This window comes from Chitinophagaceae bacterium (assembly GCA_016710165.1).
Taxonomy (GTDB): Bacteria; Bacteroidota; Bacteroidia; order Chitinophagales; family Chitinophagaceae; genus Ferruginibacter.
In genome coordinates this window covers 414,867-432,966 of the sequence record JADJLJ010000002.1, presented here as the reverse complement: position 1 = coordinate 432,966, position 18,100 = coordinate 414,867, and the positions used below count along the sequence as shown (strand labels likewise).

14 protein-coding genes, 1 tRNA gene and 2 pseudogenes are annotated in these 18,100 nt (G+C 45.4%); 10 read left to right on the top strand and 7 right to left on the bottom strand.

Annotated elements, in window-relative coordinates:
* Positions 1-52 precede the first annotated feature (52 nt).
* The 3 genes from IPJ02_12320 to porV form a co-directional block, all read right to left on the bottom strand.
* Positions 53-2,143: a gliding motility-associated C-terminal domain-containing protein gene (locus IPJ02_12320; protein MBK7376308.1), complete on the bottom strand. Its 2,091-nt coding sequence runs from the start codon at positions 2,141-2,143 to the stop codon at positions 53-55.
* A 17-nt stretch (positions 2,144-2,160) separates the two neighbouring features.
* Positions 2,161-2,640 carry a 2-C-methyl-D-erythritol 2,4-cyclodiphosphate synthase gene (locus IPJ02_12315; protein MBK7376307.1) on the bottom strand — a complete coding sequence of 160 codons (480 nt, stop codon included), beginning with the start codon at positions 2,638-2,640 and terminating at the stop codon, positions 2,161-2,163.
* Between the two features lie 99 nt (positions 2,641-2,739).
* Positions 2,740-3,894 (bottom strand): type IX secretion system outer membrane channel protein PorV, encoded by a 1,155-nt coding sequence (gene porV, locus IPJ02_12310; protein MBK7376306.1) that lies wholly within the window; start codon positions 3,892-3,894, stop codon positions 2,740-2,742.
* A gap of 715 nt (positions 3,895-4,609) precedes the next feature.
* Here porV and IPJ02_12305 point away from each other — a divergent pair.
* Entirely contained in the window at positions 4,610-6,172 is a 1,563-nt protein-coding gene (locus IPJ02_12305) for an SUMF1/EgtB/PvdO family nonheme iron enzyme (protein MBK7376305.1), read from the top strand.
* 80 nt (positions 6,173-6,252) lie between these two features.
* Positions 6,253-7,551, top strand: a pseudogene (locus tag IPJ02_12300) (UDP-N-acetylmuramoyl-tripeptide--D-alanyl-D-alanine ligase).
* A gap of 150 nt (positions 7,552-7,701) precedes the next feature.
* Here the strand turns inward: IPJ02_12300 and IPJ02_12295 are convergent.
* Together IPJ02_12295 and IPJ02_12290 are read right to left on the bottom strand one after the other, a co-directional pair.
* A tRNA-Ser gene (locus IPJ02_12295) sits at positions 7,702-7,788 on the bottom strand.
* Between the two features lie 34 nt (positions 7,789-7,822).
* On the bottom strand, positions 7,823-8,587 hold the full coding sequence (locus tag IPJ02_12290) for a TatD family hydrolase (protein ID MBK7376304.1): 765 nt from the start codon (positions 8,585-8,587) through the stop codon (positions 7,823-7,825).
* Between the two features lie 117 nt (positions 8,588-8,704).
* Between IPJ02_12290 and IPJ02_12285 the strand changes: the two genes are divergently transcribed.
* The gene (locus IPJ02_12285) at positions 8,705-9,262 is read left to right on the top strand and encodes a hypothetical protein (protein ID MBK7376303.1); all 558 of its coding nucleotides are present in this window, start codon (positions 8,705-8,707) and stop codon (positions 9,260-9,262) included.
* The gene (locus IPJ02_12280) at positions 9,244-9,606 is read left to right on the top strand and encodes a hypothetical protein (protein MBK7376302.1); all 363 of its coding nucleotides are present in this window, start codon (positions 9,244-9,246) and stop codon (positions 9,604-9,606) included. Before IPJ02_12285 ends, IPJ02_12280 begins: the two co-directional genes overlap by 19 nt.
* A gap of 151 nt (positions 9,607-9,757) precedes the next feature.
* Here the strand turns inward: IPJ02_12280 and IPJ02_12275 are convergent, their stop codons facing one another.
* Positions 9,758-10,387 (bottom strand): polysaccharide deacetylase family protein, encoded by a 630-nt coding sequence (locus tag IPJ02_12275; GenBank protein ID MBK7376301.1) that lies wholly within the window; start codon positions 10,385-10,387, stop codon positions 9,758-9,760.
* Between the two features lie 77 nt (positions 10,388-10,464).
* Between IPJ02_12275 and IPJ02_12270 the strand changes: the two genes are divergently transcribed.
* The 4 genes and pseudogenes from IPJ02_12270 to IPJ02_12255 all read left to right on the top strand — a co-directional run bounded on the left by IPJ02_12270 (position 10,465) and on the right by IPJ02_12255 (position 14,151).
* Positions 10,465-11,307: a hypothetical protein gene (locus tag IPJ02_12270; protein MBK7376300.1), complete on the top strand. Its 843-nt coding sequence runs from the start codon at positions 10,465-10,467 to the stop codon at positions 11,305-11,307.
* A gap of 82 nt (positions 11,308-11,389) precedes the next feature.
* Positions 11,390-12,909: pseudogene (locus IPJ02_12265) on the top strand (glutamate--tRNA ligase).
* Between the two features lie 9 nt (positions 12,910-12,918).
* Positions 12,919-13,326: a cobalamin B12-binding domain-containing protein gene (locus IPJ02_12260; protein MBK7376299.1), complete on the top strand. Its 408-nt coding sequence runs from the start codon at positions 12,919-12,921 to the stop codon at positions 13,324-13,326.
* A 30-nt stretch (positions 13,327-13,356) separates the two neighbouring features.
* Positions 13,357-14,151, top strand: coding sequence for an enoyl-CoA hydratase/isomerase family protein (locus IPJ02_12255; GenBank protein MBK7376298.1), 795 nt, complete (start codon positions 13,357-13,359; stop codon positions 14,149-14,151).
* A 57-nt stretch (positions 14,152-14,208) separates the two neighbouring features.
* On the opposite strand, the gene IPJ02_12250 is transcribed toward IPJ02_12255, so the two are convergent.
* Positions 14,209-14,874 carry a response regulator transcription factor gene (locus IPJ02_12250; GenBank protein ID MBK7376297.1) on the bottom strand — a complete coding sequence of 222 codons (666 nt, stop codon included), beginning with the start codon at positions 14,872-14,874 and terminating at the stop codon, positions 14,209-14,211.
* Positions 14,875-14,979: 105 nt separating this feature from the next.
* Here IPJ02_12250 and IPJ02_12245 point away from each other — a divergent pair, with 105 nt between their 5' ends.
* Both IPJ02_12245 and IPJ02_12240 read left to right on the top strand, forming a co-directional pair.
* Positions 14,980-15,657 carry a hypothetical protein gene (locus tag IPJ02_12245; protein MBK7376296.1) on the top strand — a complete coding sequence of 226 codons (678 nt, stop codon included), beginning with the start codon at positions 14,980-14,982 and terminating at the stop codon, positions 15,655-15,657.
* A 37-nt stretch (positions 15,658-15,694) separates the two neighbouring features.
* Positions 15,695-18,007 carry a hypothetical protein gene (locus IPJ02_12240; GenBank protein ID MBK7376295.1) on the top strand — a complete coding sequence of 771 codons (2,313 nt, stop codon included), beginning with the start codon at positions 15,695-15,697 and terminating at the stop codon, positions 18,005-18,007.
* Positions 18,008-18,100 lie beyond the last annotated feature (93 nt).

Below are 18,100 nucleotides of genomic sequence, written 5' to 3'. Positions count from 1 at the left end.
GTAATAATGTACAAAGGAAATCAAACACGAAAGGATTTTTTAACATACTGCTTTACCGGATTACCATTACCATGCCCTGCAGGTATTTCCGTACCCCATTCCCGGTAACATAATACAAGGTCCAGGGATATGCCCCATTGGGCACTTTTTTCCCTTTAAAGGTTCCGTCCCATTTTTGAGAAATAGCATCACTCTTATAAACCAGCTGGCCCCACTTGTTGAAGATCTCCATGGAAAAACTTTTAACGGTTGCATCTCCAAGTACGCCGAATGTCTCATTCAGGCCGTCGTTATTTGGTGTGAATGCTGAGGGAATGAATATATCGCAATCCCCTGCCACCACATTGACTGTATCAGTTGCCACGCAACCATTCAGGGTAACTTCAACGGAGTATGTGCCTACTTTATCAACCAGGATGGATCGGGTGCCGGCCCCGGTATTCCACAGGTACGTATCATACACCGTACTGCCGGTGGTCAGGATAACAGGTTTGTACTTGCAAATGGTAGTATCTGGCCCAAGACTCACGGTTGGCTTTGGTTTTTCAGTAACATTGACCGAATCCCTTATCCTGCAACCGTTCTGTTCTATTTCAAGCCAGTAAGTCCCGAATGCTCCGGTGGTGATCTTGTTTCCATTAAGCCCCGTATTCCATAAATAGTTGGCTCCGTCTATTTCTTCCACACCGATGGTAAGTGCCAGTAAATTGCAACTGGAAGTATCTGCCCCTAAAAAAGAACCGGTATCAGCTATCCATATCCTGCGATTGATGGTATCATTCTGACCGGAACAGTCAATTTTGTAAACGACAAGTTTTACGTCATAAAATCCCGGCGCTGCATACGTATGTGTTGGCTGCAGTACCTGGGACTGCTGCAGATCGCCAAAATCCCATTTTACAGAATCGATCCCGCTGGTCCGGGAGAGGGTAAAACTGATATTCCGGTTCAAACAGCTTCCCGAACGGGTGAAATCGTAGGGATTGGAAGAAGAATCAAAATAACTCTGAATAAAAGTGCCCATGCCAAACTGAACAGGTTCTGAACCGGCAGGTCCGATAAAAATTTTATTATACCGGAAATTACAACCCGGGCCATACACATCGGGGTCATCAATAACAGATACAGAAGTGTCCTTCCACATGGCCATATAGATCTTCATATCGGGCCCCAATTGGAGGGCACCGGCATACCAGGGTGTTGTTTGGGCGATGGTTTGTTTTGTACCGATGATGGTGGCAGCATTATGGGAAGTGATATCAAACTGGTACAGCACACATGGCTCTGCCGCAGAATTATTGGCAGACACGTACAATAAATTTCCATTTGGGGAGAACTCAGCACCGTACACCCCTATGAAGGAAGGGGTATGGGGTGTGGCATTTGGCTTGAACGTGACCGGGTTGGACAGCACACCCGTGGTGTTATTAAAGTCCATCAATTCCACCACATCATTCTCAAAAGAATGGACCGCTGCAAGTTTGTTTCCCTTTGCAGAGAATTTTAACGTACCGATCGCATTGTTTTCAAAACCGGTTGTTATTAAACCGGTATTGCTTACTACGGGCACCGGGTTCAATCCGCCTGCCGTCAGTAAATAGGTATGGTATTCATCACTGCCCCATTCATGAACAACAATCCAGACATCCCTTTTATTACAATGCCTAACCCCGGCAATCTTTTCAAAGATCACGTCTTCGATCACGATATTACCTGCTATTACTTCTCCCAGGCCACCATCCCCTTTCATGTTTACGATGTTGTACTGGAACTGGTGAGTTTCCTGCAAGGCAGCCCCGGTTGTAAAAACATAATAAATGCTGTCATTGCCGGGTAAGGGAACAATCAGTGTATTATTGGTGCTGCTTTGATGGCCACCCAGATTGCCACCGTTCTTCATCTGCAGGTGTTGCCGGTTCATGATCACCTGGCCGTTGGTATAAAAGAGCAATCGCCCGTTGTTGTCAGAAATGGTAGAACTGCCCTCGAAGGAACTGGCCTTGCCATCCCGCAATGTAAGGGGTGGGATATTATTAAAATCCAGGCCTGCCTTATCGCCAAAATACCAGATGTTTGTTTGTTTCTGGGCAAACGAAAAGAGTGTACAAAAAACCAGGCAGTATGCAAGAAATGCTGTTTTCAAAGCTTCTGTTTTCAAATTTATTTTAACGAAAGAAGGACAGTTGCAAAAGCCTGTAGACCTTCTTCCCGACCTACAAAACCCAAATGTTCGGTGGTGGTTGCCTTTACCGAAACATCTTTTACAGTGACCTTTGCTATGGAAGCAATGGTTTCCTGCATTTGGGAAACATACGGTTTTATTTTGGGTGATTGGAGGCAAAGGGTACTATCGATATTTATTACTTTGTATCCCCGGTCATCAATAAGGTCGATACATTTCCTGAGTAATATTTTGCTGTCTATATTTTTAAAAGCGTCATCGGTATCCGGGAAATGAGTGCCAATATCCCCAAGTGCCAGCGCACCCAAAATTGCATCGCAGATCGCATGGAGTAAAACATCCGCATCGCTGTGGCCCAATGCACCCTTCGTATGTGGTATTTTGATTCCTCCTATCCATAATTCCCTTCCTTCAGCCAATTGATGAAAATCTACTCCTGAACCTATCCTGTATGCCATGTCATGCTTTATTCGGTAAATATCCGATTTTTCAATGATACTAAAAACAAAAAGCGTCATACCGGGGGCATGACGCTTTTTGCATGAAAAGAAACTTAATTATTTTCCGCCAAAATTAAATACCAGGCCAAAGCGGTAAGTATTTGACAATGGATTACGGGTTGTACCACTTCCATTTGCAAATATGTAAGCAAAGTTCAAAGTAGCCACACTGTAGCTTACGCTTGCACCTACAGTGAAATATTTTCTGTTACCCTTGTTGGCATTCTCGTAGAAATAACCGGCCCTGAAACCAAACTGGTTGTTGTACCAGTATTCAGCACCCACAGACAGGTTGATCTCCTGGATCTCTTCATTGATCTTTCCGTCTGCATCACCGAATGATTTGATCCAGCTGTTGGCAACACCGTAGTTACGGTATTTAGCCAATGCTGCAGAGTCAGAAGAAGTAACACCCGTTAAAACCGGAGGTGTTGGAACCAGTAATTTATTTACATCAAGACCCAGCGTGATCTTGTTTGCTTCGTCGAAAACTTTTGTATAAGCCAGTCCTAATCCAAGATTAGCCGGGATATAATCTTTTTGAGTTGCATCGCTTGAATACGATACTTTGGATCCAAGGTTGCTTAAAGTCAAACCCCAGTTTAAACCCTGTCCGTTCTCTTTAGCACCATGGTGGTACAGGTGCAGATCACCCATAACAGAAGATCCTGCTTTATAATTCTGACCGTTGAAGTTGCCACTTGATAAATTAGAATTCACATAGCGAACGGCGATACCGATACCGAATTTGCTGGATAGCTTCCTTGAATAGCCCAGGTCGACTGCAAATTCCCTGGGGTTATACAGGTTCAGGTCGTTACCAAGCTGATCAGTAAATTGAATCTGTCCGAGTTTGAAATACCTCATGGAAGCAGATAAAGCCTGTTGATCATCAATTTTATAGTATCCTGCCAGAGAAGCAATAAATACATCATTCACTGAAAGATCCCTCAACCAGGGAGAATAGTTAACCGCTACCCCGATTTTGCTGGAAGCAAAAGGAGTCCGGGCTATATTAGCATAATTTGCATTCGCATCAGGCGCAATTGCAATACCCACATCACCCATACCTGCACTGCGGGTATCAGGTGTGATACGTAAAAACGGAACAGCAGATGTTACGGGGTTGATCTTGTTCTGGGCATAAGATACAGTTAGTGTTCCTCCCAGTAACATTACCAGGGCAGTAAGTTTCAAAGTTGCTTGTTTCATGCGTTTTGTTTTGTCTTGGTTAGGTAGACTTACCTCTATAAGCGTTAAGTTTAATGGTTGTATTATGTTGTAAAAATAATAGTTTTATTCAAATGAACAACTAAATTATAAAATCTTGTTAAAAAAACCTCAAAAAAAGGTGTTTTTTCAAAGATAAGGGCTTTCCCTCTGAAAACAATACCCTTATTCTGGCAAGGTTATCTGCAAATCGAAATCGGGGTAAGACATTCAGCAGTTGTAGTGCTTAGCCTCTACGTTGGATTTACAATAACGGCTTGCCGGCAAGATTATTGCAGGGATATGGGTATAATGGCATTTTGAGCAATCCCTGTATGGCTTTGCTGGCTTCGGGCTACTGAAAATACGATCATCCAAAATCAAAAAGAACTTACAAAACAAAGAATACTTTTTGTCGTGTATCGACTGCAAGATTAAAACTCTTGTTCTTATTCACCAAAAAAATAAAGCTAATTTTTACATACCCGTTACCCGGAATTTGTATTTTTTATAACCCGGCCTGGCCGCAGGCAGTATCTGCCGCCGGTCGTGCCAAATGTTCCATATTCATACCCGGTTTGTTTTAGTGGATATTTAACTGCAAAAAAAGTATGGTAAAAGGCCCAATATCGCTTAAAGTATTTATATTCGCAGCCGTATAACCCCATACAATAATTAAGAAAACCTTTCGTTAAACAATTTGAACAAACGAATGAACATGAAAAAACTATTTTCAGGTAAAAGTCTGGCGATCCTTTTAATTGCAGCACTTTCGCTAAGTGCCTGTAAGAAAAGCGGTTCAAAAAAGAGTGGTAAATCATCGGCCACCGGCTGGAATTATGATGACAAGAACATGGGAAACTTCCATGTTGCAAAAGTGAAGTATCCAAAGGCAGGGCCCGGACTGGTTTTTGTACAGGGTGGCTCATTTGTAATGGGCGCCAAGGACGAGGACGTAATGGGCGACTGGAATAATATTCCACGCCGGATCACCGTCCCTTCGTTCTTTATTGACGAGACAGAAGTGGCCAACGTTCATTACCGTGAATACCTTTACTGGCTGGAAAATACCTTTTCCGGCGATACCAATATCCTGAATAAGGCATTGCCTGATACACTGGTATGGCGTGAAGAATTAGCCTATAATGAGCCGTACGTTGAATACTATTTCCGCTTCCCCTCATACAATTATTACCCGGTGGTTGGTGTCAGCTGGCGCCAGGCACATGATTTTTGTATCTGGAGGACAGACCGTGTCAATGAACTGAACCTGCAAACTAAAGGGTATCTTAAAAAAGATGCCATCAAAAGGGAAATGAAAGGTGCAGGTGCCGATGGTTCCTTTAATACAGAAACTTACCTGATGGCTCCGGATATGATCCAGGGCCGGAATAAGCCTAAAAAATCTAATCTGAAAGACGTAAACGGCAAACCAAGGTCTTCTGTACGGATGGACGATGGCATCCTGAACATGGGATACCGCCTGCCAACAGAAGCAGAATGGGAATACGCCGCTTATGGCATGCTGGCCCAAAACCCGTCTCCCCGGAAAAAAGAGGGTAAAAGCGGTGAGGAATTGTTCTCAAACCAGCAGATCTATTCCTGGAGCAATAACCCGAACGGATTACGTGATAACCGCCGTGGAAGCTGGCAGGGTAAATTCCTGGCAAACTTCAAGCGTGGAAGTGGTGATAATATGGGTGTAGCCGGTGGTTTGAATGACCGTGCTGCCATTCCTGGAAACATCAAATCTTTCTATCCAAATGCTTTTGGTCTGTATAATATGAGTGGTAACGTGAGTGAGTGGGTTGGAGACGTTTACCGGCCTTTAACACCTACTGATGCCCAGGACTTCAACTACTTCCGGGGTAATAAATTCCAGAAATATTACAAGAATTCATCCGGCGAATACGAAAGAGACAGCATGGGCCGCCTGAAAAAAGTAGATATCTCTGATGAAGAAGTAAAGAACCGCAGCAACTACCAGAAGAATAACGTGATCAATTACCTGGATGGCGACTCTGCAAGTGGTGTATTTTACGGCTATGGCATTACTTCATTGATCAGCGATCAATCAAGAGTTATCAAAGGTGGCAGCTGGAACGACAGGCCTTACTGGTTATCTCCCGGAACCCGCAGGTTCATGGAAGAAGACCAGGCTGCAAGTACGGTTGGTTTCCGATGCGCCCAGACCTATCTTGGTCCGCCGGAAGGCCCCGGATTTAAGGAGGGTAACATTTTTGGGACCCGCAAGCAGAATTCAAGAAAGAAAAAGAAATAAAACATCCGATAAAAAAACTCCCGGCACAACCGGGAGTTTTTTTATACAGCTATTCCCGGCATCTCCATTAATTTTGAACCATGGAAATCTCCGCATTATATAAACTCTACCAGCAACATCCTTCCATAGAAACAGATACCAGGAAATTAAAAGAAGGGGATATCTTCTTTGCCCTGAAAGGCCCGAATTTTAATGCCAACCTGTTTGCAAAACAGGCACTGGAAAAGGGCGCTGTGTACGCAATCGTTGATGAAGAGCCTCCGCAACCGGATGAAAGGATAATCAAAGTGCCCGATACGTTACAGGCATTGCAAGACCTGGCCGGCCATCACCGGATGCAGTTTGAAAACCCCTCTTCGGGTAAAAAGATCCCGTTCATTGCCATTACGGGCAGCAATGGAAAAACCACGTCTAAAGAACTGGTGCATGCTGTATTAAGTACCACATACAAAACATACAGCACGGAAGGCAATCTCAATAATCACATAGGAATTCCCCTGACCCTGCTGAGGATAAAAAGCGATGCAGAAATAGCCATCATCGAAATGGGGGCCAATCACCAGAAAGAAATTGAAGGATATTGCCGCTATACCCGGCCAACCCATGGTATCATTACCAATTGCGGCAAAGCACACCTGGAAGGCTTTGGCGGAGTAGAGGGAATTAAAAAGGAAAAGGAGAATTATTTGACTACCTGCGTGCCAGGGGTGGAACTGCTTTTGTTATGTGGGATTACGATTACCTGCAGGAAATGAGCGCAGGGATCCCGGAAATAATCACGTACGGCACCCATGCTGCCGCAGTGACCGGAATGGTTAAGAACAGTGCGGGGTTGCTGGAGGTAATGATGACCGGCGGGGCAGCGCTGGATACCATAAAAACAAATCTCGTGGGTGAATATAACCTTCCAAACATCCTGCTTGCAGTGACCGTGGGAAAGTATTTCAACGTGCCGGAAGAAAAGATCAAAATGGCCCTGGAGAATTACGTTCCTTCCAACAGCAGGTCGCAGTTGATTGAAAAAGATACCAACAGGATCATCCTGGATGCATATAATGCAAACCCTACAAGCATGAAAGCAGCGATCGAGAATTTTGCCAACATGGACGGAACGGGGAAAGTGCTGCTGCTGGGAGGAATGATGGAACTGGGGAAGGAAAGCCTGCATGAACACCGGCAACTGGTAGAACTTATTAAAAAAATATCCCTGGAAAGAGGTGGTACTTGTTGGGGGAGATTTTAAAAATGTAGATCACCCGTTTTTAAACTTCGATGACTCGTCCCGGGCCAGGGAATGGTTCCGGCAACAGCATTTTTCCAATACAAACATCCTCATAAAAGGTTCCCGAAGCACGCAAATGGAAAAGGTACTGGAATAAAAAAATTCCCTCGTTTATACCGGGGAGGTTGCGGCGGAGACCGGGGCCCGGGATCTTTCGGGAGAACACCCGACAGCGTTTCCCTTTCATAAAAAAGAAAAATCCTTCATGCGTTAAAGGATGTACAGAAAGAATTTTTCTTTTTTCAAGCGGAGACTGGGGGATTCGAACCCCCGATAGAGTTTCCCCTATACACACTTTCCAGGCGTGCTCCTTCAACCACTCGGACAAGTCTCCTTTTATCAGGGGGGCAAAAATACAGTATCGGCCTTTATAAGCCGAATATTTTTTGAGCGTTGCTGCTTGTTATTGCAGCAACTTCTTCTGCGGGCATATTCTTTATTTCGGCCAGTTTTTCAACCACGTATTTTAAGTAACTGCTTTCATTTCGCCTGCCCCGGAACGGGACCGGGGTAAGGTAGGGCGAATCTGTTTCCAGCACCACATGGTTCAAATCGACCTTTGCCAGCACTTCAGCCAATCCTGATTTCTTATAGGTAAGTACCCCCCCAATGCCGAGGTAAAATCCCATACCAGTTATCTGGCTGGCATTTTCGTAGCTGTCGCCAAAGCAGTGAAAAATGCCCCGTACACCCCGTGGCACATATTCGCTGACCACATCAATGGTCTCCTGCATGGCATTACGGGTATGTATCACGATGGGAAGCCCATATTGTAAAGACCATTCGATCTGCATCCGGAATGCAGCATATTGTTCATCCGCAAACGTTTTATCCCAGTAAAAATCAAGGCCGATCTCTCCTACTGCTGCAAACTTTCTTTTGGCAAGCCAGTCTCCCACCATATCCAGTTCATCCTTATAGTTTCCCTTTACGGAACAGGGGTGCAGGCCCATCATGGCAAAACAGATACCTGGATAGCTGGCTTCAAGTTTCAGCATATTCTCCGTTTCACTGCTGTCGATGGCGGGCAGGTAAAATCGTTTAACACCTGCATCATCCGCACGCCGCATTACCTCCGCCAGGTCCGGTTTGAAATTATCCAGGTACAAATGACAATGGGTATCTATCAGCATTCTCTTTATTTAAAATGCAAAAATGCCTAAAATTAATTTAACGATTCTTTAAACCCTTTTAACAAGCATCAGTCTTATTCCTGTTCACTTATTCACCTTTATTAAAAAATTACTTTTATGAAAAAGACTATTAACCTCACCACATGGCTCCTGGCCTTCGGCCTCCTTGGAGCTATAACATTCACAAGCTGTAAAAAAGATGACAGCATGAGCCCGGTAACCGATAATTCCCCGGCAGAACTGGTTGCCACACAGGAAGCAACAACAGATGAGGCCGAAACAGAGGCCCAGTTTGATGATGTTTTCAACATCACTGCCAGCATGAACACAGGCCAGGTTGGCGAAGACCTGGGTGTGGGAGCAAACGTTTCAGGCCTGTTTGAACTGGGTACTACCACCCCAACGAATCAAACCCGTTGCTTCACCATCACCGTAGTGCCAAACATTCCGCGTGTATTTCCAAAAACAGTTACCATTGATTTCGGAACCGGCTGCCTTTGCCGTGATGGGAAATACCGGAAAGGGAAGATCGTATCCATTTATACCAACCCGATGGTGGTACCCGGTGCAAAAGTTTCCACCACGTTTGTCGACTATTTTGTTGACAGTTTTAAAGTGGAAGGCACCCATATCACTGAAAATACAAGTACCTCAATATGCAGGGCTGGAAAGTAGTGGTTATTGATGGTAAGATCACCAATATGAACACAAACAGGTGGAGGAAGTGGAACAGTGTGAAAAATGTACTTCAGATAGAAGGAAATGGTACCGCTCATTTCCCGCTGGATGATGTATACAAAATAACCGGCAATGGCCATGGTTCCAACTCTGGTGGTCATACCTGGTCTGCACTTGTGGTAGATCCCCTGATCAAAAAATTTACGTGTCCCTGGATAGTAAAAGGAACGGTAAGATTGGTAAGGGACGGCCGTGAAGCGTTACTGGATTATGGAAACGGAGTATGTGACAACATAGCAATAATATATATCAACGGTGTGCCCCACATTATTAGGCTCTAAAGAAACAGGAAAAAAATTGTTGCTTATTTAATAACAACAATGTACATTTATCCCAGTTTTCATAGGGTACGGATTAAAAACGGGCCAGGGTTTCTACCCCGGCCCAATTTTTTTACTACCCATTTGTCCTGATCTTCTGGCCGCTTTATAATTAAACCGGTCCGATCTTTTGGAACGAATAGCCCTGTTCGGAAAAGTGCTTTAATACTTCGGGCAATGCATACCGCATCCTTTTTTCTGCCTTCCCGCTATCATGAAAAACAACTATAGAGCCGTTATGGGCATTATTGATGACGTTTGCGCAACATTGCCCGGGGGACAGGCCGGTATCGAAATCGCCGCTTAAAACGCTCCACATCACCACCTGGAATGGTTGTTTCAATTGTATAAGTTCCCTATGTTGCCTCCGGGTGATCCGCCCGTAGGGAGGCCTGAAAAGACCGGAACCGATATATTCCCTGGCCTGCAGCACATCAGCAAGATAATCCCCCGGTTTTGTCTTCCACCCGTTCAGGTGGTTATGGGTATGATTGCCTACAGCATGCCCCCTGGCCTGTATTTCCTTATAAACCAAGGGGTTCTCAGCTACATTCCTGCCTATGCAGAAAAAAGTGGCCTTTGCCCCGTATTTGTCCAGTTCATCAAGCACAAAGGGGGTGATCACCGGGTGCGGACCATCGTCAAATGTTAAGAATATGTTTTTTCCGTTACCCGGCATCTCCCAGGTACTTCTGCCGAACAATTTTTTTACCCAGTTGGGCGTTTTGGCAAGGTAAAACATAGGGCAAATTAATTTTTTATCCCGACTTAAACTTTTTTCACCTCATACAGTCTTAAGACCACTAAAAATTAATCATTATGAAAATCAAACAGCTTTTACCCGTTTTTGCGGCAATTACGCTGGCCATTGGCTTCAATTCCTGTAAAAAAGCCGACAATTCTAACAGTGATGAGATAGAAACCACTTTCGAACTGAGTGGCGACCAGGCCATCGCTGACAACCTTTCAGAAGATGCAAATGACCTGTTCATGCAGGCAGCCGTTGAACAAAACGTAGCCGGAGGCAATTTTGCCCCAGGAACCGGAACTGTAGACAATTTTATTCCCTGTGCTACTGTAACCGTAACCCCACAAACAGGTTTCCCTAAAACGATCGTTATCGATTTTGGAACTGCTTGTACTTATATGGGTGTAACCCGCAGCGGTAAGATCAATATCGTGATCACCGACTCGGTCAGGAAACCCGGCAGTACAGCAACCATGACATTTGACAATTATTACGTTAACCTGTACAAAGTTGAAGGCAACATTGTATGGACAAATACAAGTACTCCAAATACAAGAAGCTGGACAAGGGTAACAACAAATGGCAAGATCACCGCTCCTACCGGAAGATACTGGTTGCACAGCGGTACGAAGAGTGTTACACAAATTGAAGGGGTAACTACCCCTACGTGGATAGATGACGAGTTCACTATCACCGGCAACCATACCGTAACAAATTCAGCCGGAAGAACAAGAACCGGTACTATTTTAACCGCATTACATAAGAGAACTGACTGCGCTAATATCGATGAGGGTACATTAAGAGTAGAAGGACCGAACCATTATGCGATCATTGATTTTGGAAACGGCACCTGCGACAACTTGGCTACCATCTCCATTGATGGCCGGCCACCAAGAACGATCATTCTCCGCTAATTTGGTTTTTTAATACATCAAACCGTCCCGCCATGGGCGGGACGGTTTTTTCATGCCCCAACTCAACTTATATTTGCAGCCTATGAGCAATGTAAGAGTCCGGTTTGCCCCGAGCCCCACAGGAGGTTTACACCTGGGTGGTGTACGCACCGTTTTATACAATTATCTTTTTGCGAAGAAAAATGGCGGGGATTTTATCGTGCGCATCGAGGATACCGATCAGACCCGTTTTGTACCGGGCGCTGAAGAATATATTTTCAATTGCCTGAAATGGTGCGGACTTGAACCGGATGAAAGCCCCTTGCACGGCGGCCCTTTTGCCCCATACCGTCAAAGCGAAAGAAAAGAGACCTACGGGCAGTTTGCCGGGCAACTGGTAAAAGATGGTTATGCCTACTACGCATTTGATACCAAAGAAGACCTGGAAAAAATGCGGGAGGATCTCAGAACGACAGAAAACCCTTCGCCACAATATGACCACCGTGCCCGTAAAAAGATGAAGAACAGCCTGACGCTGACCGAAGCAGAGACAACTGAATTATTAGAAAAAAATACACCGTATGTCATCCGCATCAAGATGCCGGAAAATGATGTCATTTCTTTTACGGATATGATCCGTGGAGAAATAAGTTTTGAAACAGGCCTGGTGGATGATAAGGTTTTACTCAAAGCAGACGGCATGCCTACGTATCACCTCGCCGTGGTGGTGGATGACTACCTGATGAAGATAACGCATGCCTTTCGGGGTGAAGAATGGCTCCCAGTACCCCCGTTCATTTATTGCTATGGAAATACCTGGGATGGGAAAAAGAAATGCCCCAATGGGCGCACCTGCCGTTGATACTGGGACCGAACGGAAAGCTCAGCAAGCGTGACGGGGCAAAATACGGTTTCCCTGTTTTTGCCATGAACTGGACCGACCCGAAAACCAATGAACTCACCGAAGGATTCAAAGAAAAAGGATTTTTACCGGAAGCATTCGTCAACCTGCTGGCGGTGCTTGGCTGGAATGATGGTACCGAGCAGGAAATATACAGCATGGCGGAATTGATCGAAAAATTCTCGATGGACAGGGTGCATGTGGCAGGCGCCAAATTTGATTACGAAAAAGCAAAATGGTTCAACCACGAATGGATAAAAAGGTTTGCGGTTTCCGGTTTGAGGTTTGAGGTTAAGAGCCTGCTGGATAAAAACGGGATTATTGTTCCCGATGATCCATTACTGGATAAAATAATTGAACTGGTCAAAGACCGCTGTACCCTGCTTCCTGATTTTGTACAGCAATCCTCTTTCTTCTTTAAAACACCGGGACAACTAGATGTGGATGCAGTGAAACCAAAATGGAACCAGGAGAAGAAGGATTTCTTTACTGAATACGCTGAAAGGATAGCTGGAACCGGGGATTGGGAATTGCGGTCTCTTGAAACAACATTCAAAGACCTGGCGGCTGAAAAGAATATCAAGCCGGGAGAGTTGCAATTGCCTTTACGCATCATGCTGGTGGGTGGTAAATTCGGCCCCCCGGTTTTCCAGATCGCAGAATTGATCGGTAAGGAAGAAACAATCCTCAGAATTAAAAATGCTATTGCAGTTTTTGGTTAATTTTAAATTATGAACAGACCCATCAGAGTATTGGTTGCCAAAGTAGGACTGGATGGCCACGACCGTGGAGCCAAGGTGATCGCTACGGCTTTACGGAATGCCGGCATGGAAGTGATCTATACCGGCCTGCGCCAGACACCCGAAATGGTGGTGAATGCCGCCCTGCAGGAAGACGTGGACGCCATTGGCGTAAGCATTCTAAGCGGCGCACACAATACCGTCTTTCCAAAGATCATTGCCCTGATGAAGGAGAAAAAGATGGATGATGTGTTGCTTACCGGCGGCGGCATCATCCCGGAAGAAGATATGGAACAACTGAATAAAATGGGGGTGGGAAAACTCTTTGCTCCGGGCGCCACCACATCCGAGATCGCCGGCTATATTAAAGCCTGGGTAAAAGAGCACAGGAATTTTTAAACGCACTTTTCAGAAAAAATAAAAGTATTTATGTACAGCACCATCCTCACCAACCTGGAGAACGGAATCTTCACCATCACCATCAACCGGCCCGATAAGCTGAATGCACTGAATGCATCGGTATTCACCGACCTGGACAAAGCCGTTGATGAAATAAACAACAATCCGGAAATAAGATCTGCCATAATAACCGGCGCCGGTCCAAAAGCATTTATTGCCGGCGCAGATATTACGGAGTTTGGCGGTTTGAATAAAGAACAGGCAATGGCATTGGCAAAACGTGGACAGGATGTATTCTTTAAAATTGAGAACAGCAAAAAACCAATCGTTGCTGCCGTAAATGGTTTTGCATTGGGCGGTGGTTGCGAACTGGCCATGGCCTGTCATTTCCGTTTATGCAGTGAAAATGCAAAATTCGGTCAGCCGGAAGTAAACCTGGGTTTGATACCCGGTTATGGCGGCACCCAACGCCTGACACAACTGGTGGGCAAAGGGAAAAGCATGGAACTGCAGATGACAGCACATATGGTGGATGCCAATGAAGCCCTTCAGCTGGGTTTGGTGAATCATGTGACCACGGCTGAAAGTTTACTGGAAAGAACCAAAGATATCTTAACGGTAATCCGGTCAAAGGCCCCGATCGCTGTCGGAAAGATCATTGAGTGTGTGAATGTGGCCACGGTAAGCGACAGCGCTTACACCAATGGCAAAAGCGGGTACGATAAAGAAATGGAAGCATTCGGCGATTGCTTTATCACCGAAGACATGAAAGAAGGCACCAGTGCCTTCCTCGAAAAACGAAAAGCCAACTTCAAAGGAAAATAAACCTGCATTAAGGATAACCCTGAAACGCTTAAACGTCCCAAACGCCTTAAACGTTATCTAAACCCACTTGTTCTTATGAGCAAGATTGATGATCTGTGCACGGGAGTTTACGTGCAGTTTTTCATAGATATGCGCCACGTGTTTCCGTACGGTAAGTGGAGAGATGAATAGTTTTTCTCCAATGGCCTTATAGTTCTTTCCCGTGACCATCTCTTTAAGTATCTCCATTTCCCGGTCGGTAAGCAGCGGTACGTCGCCAATGGCCTCATCGTGAACCGGCACCGTTGATCGCTTGAGCAACTCCATCGTCTTTCTTGCAATGGCCGGGCTCATGGGTATCCCATTGTATTCAACAACCGTAGTAATGGCATCAATGATGTTAACGGCGGTATCATCTTTAAGTAAATATCCTCCTGCCCCTGCTTTTATGGCTTCAAATATCTTTTCATTGTCCTCAAATACGGTAAGCACAATAAATTTTATATCAGGGTAGGCCGAAGAAGCAAGACGGATCGTCTGTATACCATCCATCACGGGCATCTCCAGGTCCATTAACACCACTTGCGGCCTTTTTTCACCCGGTAATTGTTTCAGCTGCTCCAGGAAATCATGGCCGTTCCTTGCTTCCAGCACCAGCTCAATTTCTTCGAACGACATGATCTTCTCCTTTACCGAAGTCCGGTTTATCTGCTTATCGTCGGCGATGGCTATCCGGGTTGGCATCCGTTGTTTTATTGTTCAGTCAAAAATGCTGATTAAAATCCCAATCTGCAATACTCCCTTCCGATTATTTTTTTTAGCTTAAATTAATACTAATTTTCACGCCTCTTGCCTGGCATCGTAAAATATATCAACCGTTACGCAGTCGTTCTATTTACCACAGCATCCTGCTGCGCCGCTACGGCTTTGTACGGCCAATCCCAACGCCCGTTGATTCAATACAGCACGGAGAACGGGTTAAGCCTCAATTCGGTCAATGACCTCCATTTTGACAGACAGGGATTTTTATGGATCACCACCGCCGATGGCCTGCAGCGGTTCGACGGCTACCGGTTCCAGACCTTCAAACACGATGCACAGGATAAAAAAAGCATTGCAGAGAACTCCGTATCAGAGATCTATGAAGATGCCGATGGAAATCTTTGGATCACCCACCGGACAGGCATTTGTTTTAAACCAAAGGGTAAAAATGAGTTCATTGATCTTTCATCAGCCATCGTGGCTTCCTTGCCGTTCCGGTACCCATTGTTCTGCGTAAATGAGACCGATACCGCTGTCTGGGTCATTAATTATCCTTATGGGGTCTTTGAGGTAAATAAAACATCGCTGCATGTAAAAAAACTTTTTCCTTTCCCCGGAACGTTTCACGCATCCACGATCTATATCCTGTCCCGGGTACGATCGAAAGGCGATAAGCTCTGGTTCAGGGAAGGACAGGAAAAAAGCGGCGACCTTTACCAGGTAACCGGCAGTGGAATAAAACAGTTCAGCAACCCGGAAAGATAAAAGTACATTTTCTTATTCCTGTGGTAAAGACAGCCTGGTGATCGTGTCGGACAACAGGTTGTATAAGGCATTGGCAAAGGATCCATTTACCCCGGTAAAGGTCCTTCGATCGCCCCCGGATGCCGGAGACCTTAATACCCGGTACGCCGTGCTGCCAAGGAAGATTGCCAACGATCAATACCTGCTTCCGGGGATCCATAAAATATGGTTGTACGATGCCCCTAAAGAAACCCTTACCGTATTCCCGCATGATGAATATTTTCCGGGAGACATGATCCGCTACTTCAATACCGCAACGGCCGATCATCACCAGAACAACTGGCTTGGATACAACGGTATCGGTGGCATTAAAGTTATCTCCCTGCAAAAATTCAACGGGTTCAGCCGGCCCGTTAAAAATGCACTGACCTACACACTGGCAACCGATGACCGGGGAAAAGTATTTGCCGGCATCTACTTCGGCGACATTGAAGTATATGATAAAGAAGGAAAATTCATTCAGAAGATCGAATTGCCCGGACAACACAAAAAGTTTGGCAGCCCCCGCGCCATGGCAATGATCGATTCCATTACACTTATTGTAAAATCAACCCTGCAGGAACTCTATGGGGTTGATACCCGTACCGGTAAGCTGCAACTGTTATCCCATTTGCTGCCCCGTACCGATTCTGTTTTCCGGGTCTTTGAATTGGGTATGCAAAAGATCCGGGATGGAGAGATATGGTTCAGCTATAATAACAGCATCCTTTCCATCCGGAAAGATAAAACCGGTTTTTCCAGCTCCCCCATCTGCACCCTTCCGGAAAAAGATCTGATCACCAGTTTTTTTAACGATGGTTCCGGGAGGATCTTCATAGGCACGCTGACCGGGGTATGGCTATATGAAAACAATTATTTTCAAAAGATCCCCCTCCCGCAAACCTATGTAAAGCATATCAACCGGAGTCCCGATGGCAGTATATGGCTGGCAACAACCGATGGTTTATACATCCTGAAGGATAATAAAATGACCAGGCACCTGAATACAAAAGACGGCCTGCCAAATTCATTTGTATACAGTGTGTTGTTTGATGAGGAGGGAAATGGCTGGATAAGTACCAACCGCGGGCTGGCAAAGATCGATCCTTCCTTCCGGGTAACCAGCTATTCGGCCAGGGAGGGTCTGCAAGGCGATGAGTTCAACACAAAAGGTTACTGCAAGGGCGCTGATGGCACCTTGTATTTTGCAGGCGTGAACGGAATTAATTTCTTCAAACCCCGGAACTTAGTAAGCAAAGGCGAGCCTTCCCGGACAATGCTAACCCAACTACTGGTGAATAATCAACCTTACTTACCTAACCTGCAGCCTGAGTTTTTCAATACCCTCCGGTTAGATCACCGGCAAAATAATCTTAGCCTGTCATTCTCGTACATGGATTTTACCGTACCGGAGAAAAACCAGTATAAATTCTGGTTAAAAGGATTCCAGGCAGACTGGACACTTCCGCAAACAAACAACACCGTTCAGTATATTCTTCCACCCGGTGAATACCAGCTTTATGTACTGGGTGCCAACTACGAAGGCGTATGGAGTAAGGAACCCCTAGTGCTGAAGATACATATTTTACCCCCCTGGTATCAAACCAGCTGGGCCAGGATAATTTTTGCCCTACTGGTACTTGCTGCCGTAGGCGGTATCTTTTATTTCATTTCCAGGAACAGGTACCAGAAAAAACTGAGACAACTTCAACTGGGCCAGGAAGTGCAGAAAGAAAAAGAAAGGCTCAGCCGCGACCTCCATGATAACCTGGGCGCCCAGGTAAGCTGGCTGAGCAATAATATCCAGCAACTTCAAATGGCACAGGAAGGTGAACAGCCGGTGGAACAGAAGATCAACCGCCTGAAAGAAGGAGCCGGTGAACTGATGCAGACACTGAGGGAAACGATCTGGATACTGAACAAAGACAAGATAAGCGCCATTGACTTTTTTGACAAACTGGTCAGTCATGCAGCAAGATATCTTGATGCTTTTCCGGCCATCCGTTTACAAACAGAGGAACGCATTGATACAAACCTGCAGTTGAATTCCGGCCAGGCCCTTCAATTATTCCGCATCTGCCAGGAAGCCATCGCCAATGTGTGTAAACATGCCGGTGCATCCGTACTGATCCTTTCAGCCCATTCAACCAATGATATATTTTCCATTACCATCCGTGACAACGGGAAGGGGTTTAACTCAAATGCCGGCAATCCATCCGGTCATTACGGTCTGCAAAACATGAAGCAAAGGGCTGAAGAAGCTAACCTGGTTTTTACCATTGATTCCTCCCCGGGTAAAGGAACAGGCATCACCGTTTCAGTGGCGCATTGATCATCCCGTACATTTGGCCCGTTTAAAAATACTCTCACGGGAGTATTGACCAATCCTTACCAGGAAGATAGTTTCGTAAGGTCAAATGAACTC